The organism is Variovorax sp. 01N429 (assembly GCF_056399425.1).
On the sequence record NZ_JBFTRG010000007.1, the window covers coordinates 81,571 to 94,950 of the forward strand.

The 13,380-nt window shown below is 61.8% G+C and carries 12 protein-coding genes; 6 read left to right on the forward strand and 6 right to left on the reverse strand.

Going from position 1 to position 13,380, the window contains the following annotated elements; all coding sequences use genetic code 11:
* Positions 1 to 6 precede the first annotated feature (6 nt).
* The 3 genes from AC1DSF_RS14360 to pncB are packed head-to-tail and all read right to left on the reverse strand — an operon-like array spanning position 7 to position 3,643.
* Complete coding sequence (locus tag AC1DSF_RS14360) at positions 7 to 993, reverse strand: 2-hydroxyacid dehydrogenase (RefSeq protein ID WP_478126888.1); 987 nt, start codon at positions 991 to 993, stop codon at positions 7 to 9.
* On the reverse strand, positions 990 to 2,363 hold the full coding sequence (locus tag AC1DSF_RS14365) for a sodium:proton antiporter (protein WP_478127085.1): 1,374 nt from the start codon (positions 2,361 to 2,363) through the stop codon (positions 990 to 992). The genes AC1DSF_RS14360 and AC1DSF_RS14365 overlap by 4 nt, the downstream gene beginning before the upstream one ends.
* Before the next feature lie 59 nt (positions 2,364 to 2,422).
* Positions 2,423 to 3,643, reverse strand: coding sequence for a nicotinate phosphoribosyltransferase (pncB, locus tag AC1DSF_RS14370; protein WP_478126889.1), 1,221 nt, complete (start codon positions 3,641 to 3,643; stop codon positions 2,423 to 2,425).
* Between the two features lie 187 nt (positions 3,644 to 3,830).
* On the opposite strand from pncB, the gene AC1DSF_RS14375 reads away from it, so the two are divergent.
* Positions 3,831 to 4,061: a CsbD family protein gene (locus tag AC1DSF_RS14375; protein ID WP_478126890.1), complete on the forward strand. Its 231-nt coding sequence runs from the start codon at positions 3,831 to 3,833 to the stop codon at positions 4,059 to 4,061.
* 64 nt (positions 4,062 to 4,125) lie between these two features.
* Positions 4,126 to 4,545 (forward strand): hypothetical protein, encoded by a 420-nt coding sequence (locus AC1DSF_RS14380; protein WP_478126891.1) that lies wholly within the window; start codon positions 4,126 to 4,128, stop codon positions 4,543 to 4,545.
* Between the two features lie 56 nt (positions 4,546 to 4,601).
* On the opposite strand, the gene AC1DSF_RS14385 is transcribed toward AC1DSF_RS14380, so the two are convergent.
* Entirely contained in the window at positions 4,602 to 5,048 is a 447-nt protein-coding gene (locus AC1DSF_RS14385; protein WP_478182967.1) for an acyl-CoA thioesterase, read from the reverse strand.
* Positions 5,045 to 5,914, reverse strand: a complete 870-nt coding sequence (locus AC1DSF_RS14390) for a histone deacetylase family protein (RefSeq protein ID WP_478182968.1) — start codon at positions 5,912 to 5,914, stop codon at positions 5,045 to 5,047. The genes AC1DSF_RS14385 and AC1DSF_RS14390 overlap by 4 nt, the downstream gene beginning before the upstream one ends.
* 232 nt (positions 5,915 to 6,146) lie before the next feature.
* Between AC1DSF_RS14390 and AC1DSF_RS14395 the strand changes: the two genes are divergently transcribed.
* Both AC1DSF_RS14395 and AC1DSF_RS14400 read left to right on the forward strand, forming a co-directional pair.
* The gene (locus tag AC1DSF_RS14395) at positions 6,147 to 6,704 is read left to right on the forward strand and encodes a phasin family protein (protein ID WP_478126894.1); all 558 of its coding nucleotides are present in this window, start codon (positions 6,147 to 6,149) and stop codon (positions 6,702 to 6,704) included.
* A 341-nt stretch (positions 6,705 to 7,045) separates the two neighbouring features.
* Positions 7,046 to 7,804 carry a 3-hydroxyacyl-CoA dehydrogenase gene (locus AC1DSF_RS14400; protein ID WP_478182969.1) on the forward strand — a complete coding sequence of 253 codons (759 nt, stop codon included), beginning with the start codon at positions 7,046 to 7,048 and terminating at the stop codon, positions 7,802 to 7,804.
* Here the strand turns inward: AC1DSF_RS14400 and AC1DSF_RS14405 are convergent.
* Complete coding sequence (locus AC1DSF_RS14405; protein WP_478182970.1) at positions 7,752 to 8,714, reverse strand: YihY/virulence factor BrkB family protein; 963 nt, start codon at positions 8,712 to 8,714, stop codon at positions 7,752 to 7,754. The genes AC1DSF_RS14400 and AC1DSF_RS14405 overlap by 53 nt on opposite strands.
* Before the next feature lie 81 nt (positions 8,715 to 8,795).
* On the opposite strand from AC1DSF_RS14405, the gene dnaG reads away from it, so the two are divergent.
* Both dnaG and rpoD read left to right on the forward strand, forming a co-directional pair.
* The gene (gene dnaG, locus AC1DSF_RS14410; RefSeq protein ID WP_478126897.1) at positions 8,796 to 10,742 is read left to right on the forward strand and encodes a DNA primase; all 1,947 of its coding nucleotides are present in this window, start codon (positions 8,796 to 8,798) and stop codon (positions 10,740 to 10,742) included.
* Positions 10,743 to 11,016: 274 nt separating this feature from the next.
* Positions 11,017 to 13,338: an RNA polymerase sigma factor RpoD gene (gene rpoD / locus AC1DSF_RS14415; protein WP_478126898.1), complete on the forward strand. Its 2,322-nt coding sequence runs from the start codon at positions 11,017 to 11,019 to the stop codon at positions 13,336 to 13,338.
* Positions 13,339 to 13,380: the final 42 nt, after the last annotated feature.

Sequence of the window (13,380 nt, forward strand, 5' to 3'; positions counted from 1 at the left end):
GTCTTTTCAGGGTTTGCCAAGCACGTCCGGATTGAGCGGCGTGACGGGCTTGTTGTTGACGAGATAGCCAATGAGGTTGTCCGCAGCCAGGTCGGCCATGGCGAGCCGCGTCGGAACGGTGGCGCTCGCGATGTGCGGCGTCAGGACGACGTTCGGCACCTTCAGCAGGTCGGGATGGACTTTCGGTTCGCCCTCGAAAACATCGAGGCCGGCGGCGGCGATCCGCTTGTCGCGCAGGGCCGCAGCAAGTGCTGCGTCATCGACGATCCCGCCGCGCGCAATGTTGACCAGCGTGGCCGTCGGCTTCATCAGCGCCAACTCGGCGGCGCCGATGGTGTGGTGCGAGGCCGGTGTATATGGCACCACGAGCACCACGTGATCGGCAGTCCTGAGCAGATCTTCCTTGCTGGCGTAGCTGGCCCTGCAATCGGCTTCCAGCTTGGCATCGAGCCGCGATCGGTTGTGATAGATCACCTTCATGCCGAAGCCCAACGCGCCGCGGCGCGCGATCCCCTGCCCGATTCGGCCCATGCCGATGATGCCGAGCGTGGAGCCGTGAATGTCCGAGCCGGCGAACATGTCGAAGCTCCACTTTTCCCACTTGCCTGCGCGCAAAAAGTGCTCGCTTTCGGCAATGCGGCGGGCCGTGGCCATCAGCAGCGCGAACCCGAAATCGGCTGTGGTTTCGGTCAACACGTCAGGCGCATTGGTGCCGAGCACCCCGCGGGAGGTCATCGCATCGATGTCGAAGTTGTTGTAGCCCACGGCCATGTTGGCGCAGATTTTCAGCTCGGGGCAAGCGCCAAGGACCTCGGCGTCGATGCGCTCGCTGCCGGTGGTGAAGACGCCGACCTTCCCCTGCAACTTCTCGATCAGCTGGGCCTTGGTCCAGCTTTCGTCGTCAGGGTTGGATTGGACTTCGAAGTGCTCTTCAAGCCTCGCGATGGTCTCCGGAAAGATCGCGCGGGCGACCAGGATCTTGGGTTTATTCATGATCGATGAAAGAAGATGAAGCTGACAAGAACAAAGAGCGGCATCAGGATGGCGCCCGACCACAGCATGTAGCCAAAGAAGCTCGGCATGCGCACGCCGCGGCTCTCGGCAATGGCCTTGACCATGAGATTGGGTGCGTTGCCGATGTACGTATTGGCTCCCATGAACACGGCGCCCGCCGACAGCGCGGCCAGCGTCGTCGCATAGGTGGTCATTAGTGCCTGCGGATCACCGCCGGCGGTATTGAAGAACACCAGGTATGTCGGCGCATTGTCGAGGAACGAACTGAGAATGCCGGTGGCCCAGAAATACATGGCTGGATGGGGCTCACCGCCGGGGCGCGTGACCGCCGAGACGACCGCACCGAAAGGACCGTCCACCCCCGCCTTCAGCATAGCGATCACCGGCACGATCGTCAGGAAGATGCCTGCGAAAAGCTTTGCCACTTCGAGCATCGGTCCCCAGCTGAACTGATTGTCGAAGTGCACCTTGGGCGCCGTGATCTTGAGCGACAGCAGGATGATTGCGATGAGCGCCACATCGCGCACGACGCTCGGCAACCCCACCTCAGTGCCAAGAAAATCGAAGCTGATGGGAGATTTCCACAAACCGCTGAGCAGGACGAAAAAAATGGTGGCGGCCAGCAGCAGGAAGTTGACGGCTCCGTCTATGCCGATGGTTTTCGTGTCCGGCGTCGGGTCCACCGGGTACTTGCCCCCGTGCCTGTAGTACCAGGTGTCGAGCACATAGAACAGGACCAGCAGGATGGCGAGCATGAACAAGGTTTCAGGCAGGATGTTCCTTGCGGTCCAGAAGAAATCGACGCCCTTCAGGAAGCCCAGGAAAAGCGGCGGATCGCCCAGCGGGGTCAACGAGCCGCCGATGTTCGACACGATGAAGATGAAGAACACGATCACATGCACCTTGTGCTTGCGCTCGTCGTTGGCGCGGATCAAGGGCCGGATCAGCAGCATCGATGCGCCGGTCGTCCCCATCAGGCTGGCGAGCACGGCTCCCAAGGCCAGGATTCCCGTGTTGAGCTTTGGCGATCCCCGAAGATTTCCGCGGATATGGATTCCGCCCGAAACGGCGAACAACGCGGCCAGCAGGACGATGAAGGGGATGTATTCGGCGACCAGCGCATGCACCAGTTGGACAAGCGCCAGAGGCAAGCCGAAGGTTGCCGCGAAAGGCAGCAGAAAGGCCAGCGCCCAAGCGGCCACGACCTTGCCATAGTGGTGGTGCCAGAACAATGGCGCAATCAGTGGCAGCAGCGCAATCGAAAGCAAGATCCCGGCGAAAGGCACTCCCCATAGCGGAGACAGGCGGGCGCCATCGAACTCGGCCGCCAGCGAGATCGCCGGCAGCATGAGCCCGACGAGTGCCAGTGCGATCGACCGCGCGATGTTCCTTACGGGAGCCACGACCGTCATGCGGAGGGCTGGGCGATCTCGAAGACCTGGCGCAGATAGGCCAGGTATCGCTCGTCTTCGCACATGTTCTTGGATGGCGTATCCGAGAGCTTCGCCACAGGCTGGTCGTTGCAGGCCACCATCTTGATCACGATCTGCAGCGGCTCGTAACCCAGATCGTTGGTCAGGTTGGTGCCGATGCCGAAAGCAAGCTGGCAACGGCCGCGAAACTGCTGGTACAGCTCGACCGTGCGAGGCACTGTCAGGCTGTCGCTGAAGATCAGCGTCTTGGTGAGCGGATCAACGCGGTTGGTTGCGTAGTGTGCAAGCATGCGTTCGCCCCACTGGAACGGATCGCCGCTGTCGTGGCGTGCGCCATCGAAGAGCTTGCAGAAATACAGGTCGAAGTCGCGCAGGAACGCGCTCATGCCGTAGACATCGGAAAGCGCGATTCCCAGGTCGCCGCGATATTCCTTGGCCCACATCTCGAAGCCGAAGATCTGGCTGTCGCGGAGCCGCGGCCCCAGCGCCTGACAGGCCTGCAGGTATTCGTGCGCCATGGTGCCCAGGGGGATCAGGCCCAGCTTCATCGCATACAGCACATTGCTGGTGCCCGCGAATTGCGGCAGCTTCAAATGCCCCTGGGTTTGTTGCGGCGGCGCGGCCACGGCACCCAGTTGGCCGGCCAGCGTACGCAGCACCTCTTCATGCCAATCCTTGGAAAAGCGGCGGCGCGTGCCGTAGTCGGCGATCTTCAGGTCCGAAAGGCCGGCATGCTGTAGCTGCGAGATCTTGGTCTCCAGGCGCCGGCGGCCTTCCGCGAAGTCCGGCTGCGGCTGGGTATTGCGAAAGTACACCTCGTTGACGATCGCGAGCACCGGGATCTCGAAAAGAATGGTGTGCAGCCACGGCCCCTTGATGCGGATCTCGAGCTCGCCGGAAGCCTGCGGGACGATATCGATGTACTTCTCGTTCAGACGGAACAGCCCCAAAAAGTCGACGAAGTCGCTTTTGATGAATCGCATCGAGCGCAGGTAGCTCAATTCGGCATCCTTGAATTGCAGCGAGCAGAGGTGGCGCACTTCTTCGCGGATCTGCCCGGCAAAGCGGGCGAGATCGATGCCGGGATTGCGGCATTTGAAGCGGTATTCGACGCGCGCTCCAGGGAACTGGTGCAGCACCACCTGCATCATCGTGAACTTGTAGAGGTCGGTATCGAGCAGGCTGTGGATGATCATGATGCGGCGCGCTGGTCTCCGTAGTCATTCGGCGTGCGTTCGATTATCACGGGGCGCGTCGGCAAGTGCCTACGGACCCTTCCCCGAGCGTCCTACCGACTTGCTGAGTCCATCACGAGACAGTGTTTTCACGCCGGCAATCAGCTCTCTGACACCGGTGGAGAAACCCAAATTGAAGGAGCTAGTGATGAACAAAGACACCGTCGAAGGCAACTGGAAGCAGCTGAAGGGCAAGATCAAGGAGCAGTGGGGCAAGCTCACCGACGACGACTTCGATGTCATCGCCGGCAAGCGGGACCAGTTGCTCGGGCGCATCCAGGAACGCCATGGCGTCAGCCGCGACGAGGCCGAACAACAGGTGGCGGCCTGGGAAAACCGCGACGGCCGCACACCCGCCATCTGGATGGAACGCGTCTGAGGCAGCCGCTTCGCTCAGCCGGATTCATCCGACCCCAGTTCAGCAACTTCAGAGGAACCAAGCCATGAAAAAACATCTGCTCATGATCGCCATTGCATCGACCTGCTGCCTCGTCGCCGGGCAAGCCAGCGCAATGTCATCCGACGAATACAAGGCCGCAAAGGACAAGATCGAGGCTGACTACAAAGCGGACAAGGCGCAGTGCGACGCGCTGAAGGACAACGCCAAGGACGTGTGCGATAAGCAGGCCAAGGGCAAGGAAAACGTTGCCAAGGCCGAACTCGAACAGCAATACAAGCCCAGCGACGCGCATGCCCGCAATGTCGCCGAAGAAAAGGTAAAGGCCAACTACGAAGTCGCGAAGGAAAAATGCGACGACCAGAAGGGCGCAGCCAAGAGCGCTTGCGAGAAGGAAGCCAAGGCCGAGGAAGCGCGCGGCAAGGCGGACATCAAGACGATGAAGATGTCGTCTTCGAAGCAATGAAGATGATGTAGATACATTCGCTTCATCAAAAAATGGCGTCCTCGGACGCCATTTTTTTATCCGCGCTCGAATCGAAGTTCGTCGACCACCGAAAGGAGTGCAGCTGAAAGCTTGACGGGGCGCTGTGTGTCGCGGTCTACGTAAACGTGAACAAAGTGCCCCTGGGCAGCGGCAGTGTCTGAGCCCTCGGCGAACAAGCCGACTTCGTAGCGCACGCTCGAACTCCCGGCATGGGTCACGCGAATGCCCGCCTCCACAGTCTCGGGAAAGGACAGCGGCGCGAAATAGTTGCATTGCGTCTCGACGACGAATCCAACGGTCGTGCCTCGATGGATGTCGAGAGCGCCGCGCTCGATAAGGTGCGCATTGACGGCAGTGTCGAACCAGCTGTAGTAGACGACGTTGTTGACGTGGCCGTACATGTCGTTGTCGGCCCAGCGCGTCGGGATGCTGCGAAAAGCCCGATAGCTGCTGCGGTTCTGAGGGGAGGGTCGGTCACTCATGGCGCGGCATTGTGCCAGCGGCGCCAATACTCGAAAGCGACGCGAAACGTGCCCAACTGCACCTGGACGGTGTCCGCAATGTCGGCCGCATAGCCACCTGCCATGGCAAACGCCAGCGGAATGCGCCGCTGCCAGGCGAAATCGAACACACGCCGATCGCGCGCCTCCAGGCCGTCGAAGCTCAGCTTGAGCCGGCCAAGGCGGTCGCCTTCGAAAGGGTCGGCGCCTGCGAGATAGATGATCAATCCTGGCGTGAAGCGCCGTTCGAGCTCGTCGAGCGCCAGTTCGAGCGCCGCCAGGTAGTCGGCGTCTCCACAGCCATCGGGAAGCTCCACATCCAGGTCACTCGCCTCTTTTCGGAACGGAAAGTTCTTCTGGCCGTGCATCGAAAGGGTGAAGACGCTGCCATCACCACGGAAGATGCTGGCTGTTCCGTTGCCCTGGTGAACATCCAGATCGACGACGGCCACCTGGAGCGGTAAGCGGCCGCGGCGCCCGTGTTCGGCCTGCATGAGCCTGGCGGCCACCGCGGCATCGTTGAAGACGCAGAAGCCGCCGCCCTTGCCCGCACTCGCGTGATGCGTCCCACCAGCCATGTTGCCCGACACCCCCTCGGCCAAAGCCGCTCGGCAGGCGGCGATCGTTGCGCCAGTGGAGCGGCGCGAGCGCTCGACCATCGCCTCGCTCCAGGGGAACCCGATCTCGCGCATGGCCTCCGTCGACACACTCCCGTCGCTGATGGCGGCAATCCATTCCGGCGTGTGCGCGAGCGCGAGTTCACCGTCACTCGCCCGAGGTGCCTCGATCATTTCGACCTGCGGCTGATGACGCTGGACGCCGTCGCGCAGCATGGCGTAGCGCCCCATCGGAAAACGATGTCCGGGCGGCAAGGGCAAAACAAACTGGCCTGAATAAACGCACGCATCGGAAACATTGTCAGGTGCTGATTTAGAAATCACGTTCTAAATTGCTGCAACGCAACAAGAATCCTCTTGTTTACAAATCTCAGCTGCCTATACTTGCGTCCATGCTGCACCGCAACATAAGTCGAGGGGCAGCGCAACGCGAATCCACCTTTTACTTCTACTGGAGCACCTCATGGCCCTCACCGCAGACCAACTCATCGCAGTGCAAAAAGCAAACCTCGAAACCCTGTTCGGCCTGACCACCAAGGCTTTCGAAGGCGTCGAGAAACTCGTCGAACTGAACGTGACCGCTTCCAAGGCTGCTTTGACCGAAGCTGCCGGCACGACCCAAGCTCTCCTGAACGTCAAGGACGCGCAAGAACTGCTGTCCCTGCAAGCCAGCCTCTACCAGCCCCTGGCCGAAAAGACCGCTGCCTACAGCCGTCACCTGTATGACATCGCCCAAGGCACCGGCGCCGAGTTCACCAAGGCTTTCGAAGTCAAGGCCGCTGAAGCTCAGCAAGCATTCGTCGGCCTCGTCGACAGCGCTGCCAAGAACGCTCCGGCCGGTTCGGAAACCGCCGTCGCCGTGATGAAGAGCGCAGTGGCCGCCGCCAATAACGCTTTCGAATCGGTGCAGAAAGCCGTCAAGCAAGCGAGCGACGTCGCTGAAGCCAACTTCCAGGCCGTGTCGACCACTGCCGTGAATGCAGCCAAGAGCACCGCTCAAACCGCTACGCGCAAGCGCTAAGCAAGCAAGCAAGCAACGATTGTCTCCTTGGGTCCTTCGGGATCCAATTCAGGCCCCCGTCCTCGGACGGGGGCTTTTTTTATGGCCCATTGCTCGCCCCCAGGCTCGCGCACTTCGTGTCGCTCTCCACCCCCGGCCGGGGGCAACACCGGTGGCCCGGCGAAGCCGGTTCCACGGTGTTCCTGTTGCTCGCCCCCAGGCTCGCGCACTTCGTGTCGCTCTCCACCCCCAACCGGGGGCAACACCGGTGGCCCGGCGAAGCCGGTTCCACGGTGTTTCTGGAAATTCGCTCTCTTTGCGGGCTGCTCTTTGATAATTGCGCAATTCTTTTGGAGACTTAGATGCAAATCGAMGGCAAGGTTTTTATCGTGACGGGTGGGGCGTCGGGGCTTGGCGAGGGCACGGCTCGGATGCTGGCGGGCAGCGGGGGCAAGGTGGTGATTGCCGATATGCAAGCCGAGAAGGGGGAAGCGGTCGCCAAGGAAATCGGTGGGGTTTTCGTCAAGTGCGACGTGAGCCAGGAGGCGGATGGGCAGGCTGCGGTCGCTGCGGCGCAGAAGTTGGGCAAGCTGATGGGGCTGATCAACTGCGCGGGCATTGCGCGGGCGGAGAAGACGGTTGGCAAGACGGGGCCGCATGCGCTGGCTGTTTTCAGCAAGACCGTCACCGTCAATCTGATTGGCAGCTTCAACATGATTCGCCTTGCGGCGGATGCGATGAGCAAAAACGAGCCTGAGGCTACGGGTGAGCGCGGTGTGCTGATTTCCACTGCCTCGGTCGCGGCCTATGACGGGCAGATCGGGCAGGCCGCGTACAGCGCATCGAAAGGCGGCGTCGTGGGCATGACGCTTCCCATCGCCCGTGACCTGGCCCGCAACGGCATCCGCAACATGACGATCGCACCGGGCATCTTCGGGACGCCGATGCTGTTCGGCATGCCGCAGGAAGTCCAGGATGCGCTCGCCGCCAGCGTGCCCTTCCCTTCGCGCCTCGGTACGCCTGACGACTACGCCAAGCTCGCCAAGCACATCATCGAGAACGACATGCTCAATGGCGAGGTGATCCGCCTCGACGGCGCGATCCGTCTGGCGCCGCGCTGACGCTTCCCAGGGCGCCTTCGGTGTCGCCGTCCGGGATCAGGTTGCCCGTGCGCTCAAGGCGCTCGTATTGCGCGATCACCTGGGCGCCGAAAAGCACCAGCGTCGCCGCGATTTCCAGGCTCAACAGGACCACGATCGCGGTCGTCAACGAGCCGTAGACCACGTTCACCTGCGAAAGCGTCGCGAAATAGAGCACCAGCAGGCGGCGCGTCACTTCCCACAGCAACGTGGCGGTGATTCCGCCGAGCAGCGCATGCCTCAGCCTGAGGTGGCCGACCGGCATGACGAGGTAGAGCGACGTCAGCATCAGGATCTCACCGGCCAGTCCCAGCAGATACAAAAGCAGGCCGGAGACGCCCGACAACGACCACCTGTGGCCGAGCAGATCGATGCTCTCCTCCCCGATGATCTGCAGCGCTCCGGACACAAGGGTGACCAACAACAGGCCTACGCACAGGCAGAGGATGTAGACATACGGCATCACCACCGAAACGAGAAAGTGCCGGGAGTGATCCGCCTTTCGATGATGAAAAATCACTGCCATCGCGCTTTCGAGCACCGTGAAAGCGAGCGAGCTGAAAAAGATCATCGTCACCAGCAGCACTGGCCCGAGCACGTCCGCGTGCGTCAGAAAATTCGAGAGTTCGGCGACGATGGCGCGCGATTGCCCGGGTAGCAGCCATTCCAGATAGCGCCCCACGGCTTCGAGCAGCGCGGCCTGTTCGATGAAGTGCGACAAGGCGATCACGCTCACGATCAGAAGCGGCACGATCGACAGCAGCGCGTAGTAGGCAACAGCACCGGCCAGCAACAGCCCCTGGTTGGCCCTGAAGGCTTTGAGCGCCTRCCAAATGAACCGCAACGGGTGGCGCAACAAGGGCGGTGCGTGGATGATGTTTCGGCGAATCATGCGTCTACTTCGGGAAGGCCAGTATGCCGCCGGCCGGCGACTGATCGATGGCTTGCGTATCATCTGCCGCTCTCCGCCTACATGACCATCCCCGCTTCATTCATCCAGGAACTGATCGCGCGCGCCGACGTGGTGGAAATCGTCGGGCGCTATGTTCAGCTCAAAAAGGCGGGCGCCAATTTCATGGGGCTCTGCCCCTTTCACGGGGAAAAGTCCCCTTCGTTCTCCGTCAGCCCGACCAAGCAGTTCTATCACTGCTTCGGCTGTGGCGCACATGGCAACGCGATCGGCTTTCTCATGGAACACGGCGGCATGGGTTTTGTCGAAGCCGTGCAAGACCTTGCGGGCCAATATGGCCTGCAGGTTCCCGAGGACGATGCCTCCCCCGAAGAACGCGCCCGCGCCGCTGGTCAAAGGCAGAAGCAGGTCACCCTTTCCGAAGTACTCGAAAAGGCCGGCGAGGCGTACCGGAAGCACCTTCGACAGGCGCCGGGCGCGATCAACTACCTGAAAGCTCGGGGAGTGTCCGGCGAAATCGCGCGGCAGTTCGGCATCGGCTACGCGCCGGCGGGCTGGCGCACGCTGGCCAGCGTGTTTCCCGACTACGACGACCCGCTGCTGGTCGAAAGCGGCCTGGTGATTACGGGCGAACCCGAGGAAAACGGCGAAGGCAAGCGCTACGACCGCTTTCGGGACCGCGTCATGTTCCCGATCCGCAACGTCAAGGGCGAATGCATCGGCTTTGGCGGACGGGTATTGGGCGACGAAAAGCCCAAATACCTGAACTCGCCCGAAACACCGGTCTTCAGCAAGGGGCGTGAGTTGTACGGGCTCTACGAGGCACGCGCGGCCTTCCGTGACAGGGGCTATGCCCTCGTTACCGAGGGATATATGGACGTCGTGGCGCTCGCCCAACTGGGCTTCCCGAACGCGGTCGCAACCCTGGGCACCGCCTGCACGCCGGAGCATGTCCAAAAGCTATTTCGCTTCACCGAATCCGTCGTCTTCAGTTTCGACGGCGACGCCGCCGGCCGCCGCGCTGCCCGAAAGGCACTTGACGGCGCGCTCTCGTACGCGACCGACGTGCGCAGCATCAAGTTTCTCTTCCTGCCCGCCGAACACGACCCGGACAGCTTCATTCGAGAGTTCGGCGCCGACGCTTTCGCGCGCTTCGTCAACGACGCGACACCTCTCAGCCGCTTCTTGATCGAAGCCGCCAGCGAAGGTTGCGACCTCGGCACGGCGGAGGGCCGCGCCCACATGTCGAGCAATGCGCGGCCACTCTGGACCGCTCTCCCGGACGGCGCCCTGAAGCGCCAGTTGCTCGCCGAAATCGCCGCGTTGGCGCAATTGAGCGGGCAGGACCTTGAACGGCTGTGGGCGCCGTCGGCGGCGAGAACCCCCGCTCCCGCGACACCATCGCTGCCGCCGGATGAAGACTGGAGCGCCTGGGACGGTCGAAACGAGTGGGTCGACGAGCATCCTCGGAGTTCGTCCGAACGTCGGCGATTCAAGTCTTCCAGAGCGCCTGTACCTCGACCGCCACCCGGGGGGCGCAAGCTGCCGACCAGTCGGCCGGACGTCGCGGCAAGACTCATCCTGTCGAACATGGCGGAGTGGGAGGGCCTGTCCCATGAACTGCACGCCCTGCTCTGCGACCTGCCCGGCGAGCACGGGCTGCTTTTTGCCTGGCTCGACAGCCAATTGCATGAGCACGGGATCCAATCCTGGGCCGCATTGCGCGAGGGCCTGCGCGGCCAACCGCTCGAAGCGCTGGCTCTTCGCGTAATGACGGGCCCCGACGGAAGCCCCATCGGCAATTCAGAGGGCGAACAAGCGGCCGACGCCGCCCGGGAATTGCGCAGCGTGCTCGACTACATGCTGGACGACTTGCTCAAGTCGCAACAGACGGAGGCCATCGAAGCAGCCAAGACCGACCCGCATGCGCTGGAACGCTACAAGGCCCTCCAAGCACGTCGCCTCGAACTGCGACAGCGCCTTAAATCAAGCACCACGGACGGGGCTTGAAAAAGCTGTAACAGCTATAATTTAAGGCTTCGCCAGAACGCGAAATAGGCAAGAGCGACAGCAGCACCTCCGGGCCGACCCCAAGCGCAATGCACTTCCCAACGGGAAACGGGTCAATACACCGCAAGGACTGCACACCAAATGTTCGCCCGACATCTTGCCTTTTGATGGCCGTTCGAGGACCTCGCGTCCTCGCTGCCTCATTGTTTGTGCTCCCGCCTGCGCCGGTTTTGGCGCGTTGATTCCGTTGGTCCATCTTGTTGTACGAGGTTTTATGCCCAGTTCAAAGAAGCCTGCCGTGTCTACCGCCAAAAAACCGGCTGCAGAAAAGCCATTGAAGCCATTGAAAAAAGCCGCGCTGCCGGCAACCAAGACGGGCGCCGCCGCGTCCAAGGCGTCTGCAGCAACGAAAGTGAATACCGTGCCTACGAAAACGACCACCACCGCTGAAACCCTGAAACCCGCCGCAAAGAAAGTCGGCCGTCCTCCCAAGGCAGCCGGTGCGCCCGCCGCAACGGGCGGCGCAAAGCGCGGCCGCAAGCCCAAAGCGGGCAACGAGTCCGTCTCCAGCGACATCGATCTGTCCGACATCGAAGACGATCTGGCGGGTGAAGAACCGGTCGTCGCCGCGACCGAAGAAAAGGTCAAACCGCTCCGCATGAAGATCAGCAAGGCGAAGGAACGCGCCTTGATGAAGGAGTTCGGCCTTGACGAGACCGTGCTGTCCGAGGAAGACCTCGCAAAGCGCCGCTCGCGCCTCAAGACCCTGATCACGCTCGGCAAGACCCGCGGCTACCTGACGCACGGCGAAATCTCCGATCACCTGCCGGACAAGCTGGTCGACGCCGAAACCATGGAAGTGGTGGTCACCATGCTCAACGACATGGGCGTGGCCGTGTACGAGCAGACGCCCGATGCCGAGACTCTCCTGCTGAACAACACCGCTCCGACCGCCACGACGGTCGAAGAAGCCGAGGAAGAGGCCGAAGCGGCGCTTTCCACGGTCGACAGCGAATTCGGCCGCACCACCGACCCCGTACGCATGTACATGCGCGAAATGGGCACGGTCGAACTGCTCACGCGTGAAGGCGAAATCGAAATTGCCAAGCGCATCGAAGGCGGCCTGATGGCGATGATGGAAGCCATCTCGGCTTCGCCCGCCACCATTGCTGAAATCCTGCGCCTGGGCGAAGACATCCGCGAAGGCAAGGTCGTCATCTCGACCATCGTCGACGGCTTCTCGAACCCGAACGAGGCCGACGACTATGTGGCCGAAGAAGACTTCGACGAGTTCGACGAGGAAGACGACGACGACGGCAAGGGCGGTTCCAAGGCGCTCACCAAGAAGCTCGAGGAACTCAAGCGCGACGCACTCGAACGCTTCGACCGTATCGCAGTGTTGTTCGAAAAGATCCACAAGATCTACGACAAGGAAGGCTACGGAACGCCGTCCTATCAGAAGGCACAGCACTCGCTCTCCGAAGAGCTGATGACCATCCGCTTCACCGCCCGCACCATCGAGAAGCTGTGCGACCTGGTGCGCACGCAGGTCGATGACGTTCGCAAGAAAGAGCGCGAACTGCGCCGCATCATCGTGGACAAATGCGGCTTCCCGCAGGACGAGTTCATCCGCGACTTCAGCGGTTACGACAAGAACGGCAACCGCGTCCCGTCCAACCTGCTCAACCTCAAGTGGGTCGAGAAGCAGGCTGCCGCAGGCAAGCCCTGGAGCGCCGTGCTTTCGCGCAACATTCCGCCGGTGCAGGAACTGCAGCAACGTCTGGCCGACATCCAGTCGCGCGTCGTGGTGCCGCTCGCCGAGCTCAAGGACATCAACAAGCGCATGAACGAAGGCGAATCGTCTTCGCGCGATGCCAAGAAGGAAATGATCGAGGCCAACCTGCGTCTCGTGATCTCCATCGCCAAGAAGTACACCAACCGCGGCCTGCAGTTCCTCGACCTGATCCAGGAAGGCAACATCGGCCTGATGAAGGCGGTCGACAAGTTCGAATACCGTCGCGGCTACAAATTCTCGACGTATGCGACTTGGTGGATTCGCCAGGCGATCACCCGCTCGATCGCCGACCAGGCGCGCACGATCCGCATCCCGGTGCACATGATCGAGACCATCAACAAGATGAACCGCATCAGCCGCCAGCATCTGCAGGAGTTCGGCTTCGAGCCTGACGCGGGCATCCTGGCTGCGAAGATGGAGATCCCGGAAGACAAGATCCGCAAGATCATGAAGATCGCGAAGGAGCCGATCTCGATGGAAACCCCCATCGGCGACGACGACGATTCGCACCTGGGCGATTTCATCGAGGACAGCAGCAACACGGCGCCGATCGAGGCCGCGATGCAAGCCGGCCTGCGCGACGTGGTCAAGGACATCCTCGACAGCCTCACGCCGCGCGAAGCCAAGGTGCTTCGCATGCGCTTCGGCATCGAGATGTCGACCGACCACACGCTGGAAGAAGTCGGCAAGCAGTTCGACGTGACCCGCGAGCGCATCCGCCAGATCGAAGCGAAGGCGCTGCGCAAGCTCAAGCACCCGTCGCGTTCCGACAAGCTGCGCAGCTTTATCGATACCCTGTAAGCTCGCATTCGCTGCAAGCAGAGAAGATGGCGCCCTCGGGCG

Bases quoted from the DNA above. Each gene is read 5' to 3' on its own strand.
- AC1DSF_RS14385 (WP_478182967.1), bottom strand. From the start codon at position 5,048: ATGAGTGACCGACCCTCCCCTCAGAACCGCAGCAGCTATCGGGCTTTT.
- rpoD (WP_478126898.1), top strand. From the start codon at position 11,017: ATGCCCAGTTCAAAGAAGCCTGCCGTGTCTACCGCCAAAAAACCGGCT.
- AC1DSF_RS14380 (WP_478126891.1), top strand. From the start codon at position 4,126: ATGAAAAAACATCTGCTCATGATCGCCATTGCATCGACCTGCTGCCTC.
- dnaG (WP_478126897.1), top strand. From the start codon at position 8,796: ATGACCATCCCCGCTTCATTCATCCAGGAACTGATCGCGCGCGCCGAC.
- AC1DSF_RS14365 (WP_478127085.1), bottom strand. From the start codon at position 2,363: ATGCTGCCGGCGATCTCGCTGGCGGCCGAGTTCGATGGCGCCCGCCTG.
- AC1DSF_RS14375 (WP_478126890.1), top strand. From the start codon at position 3,831: ATGAACAAAGACACCGTCGAAGGCAACTGGAAGCAGCTGAAGGGCAAG.
- AC1DSF_RS14360 (WP_478126888.1), bottom strand. From the start codon at position 993: ATGAATAAACCCAAGATCCTGGTCGCCCGCGCGATCTTTCCGGAGACC.
- pncB (WP_478126889.1), bottom strand. From the start codon at position 3,643: ATGATCATCCACAGCCTGCTCGATACCGACCTCTACAAGTTCACGATG.
- AC1DSF_RS14395 (WP_478126894.1), top strand. From the start codon at position 6,147: ATGGCCCTCACCGCAGACCAACTCATCGCAGTGCAAAAAGCAAACCTC.
- AC1DSF_RS14390 (WP_478182968.1), bottom strand. From the start codon at position 5,914: ATGGGGCGCTACGCCATGCTGCGCGACGGCGTCCAGCGTCATCAGCCG.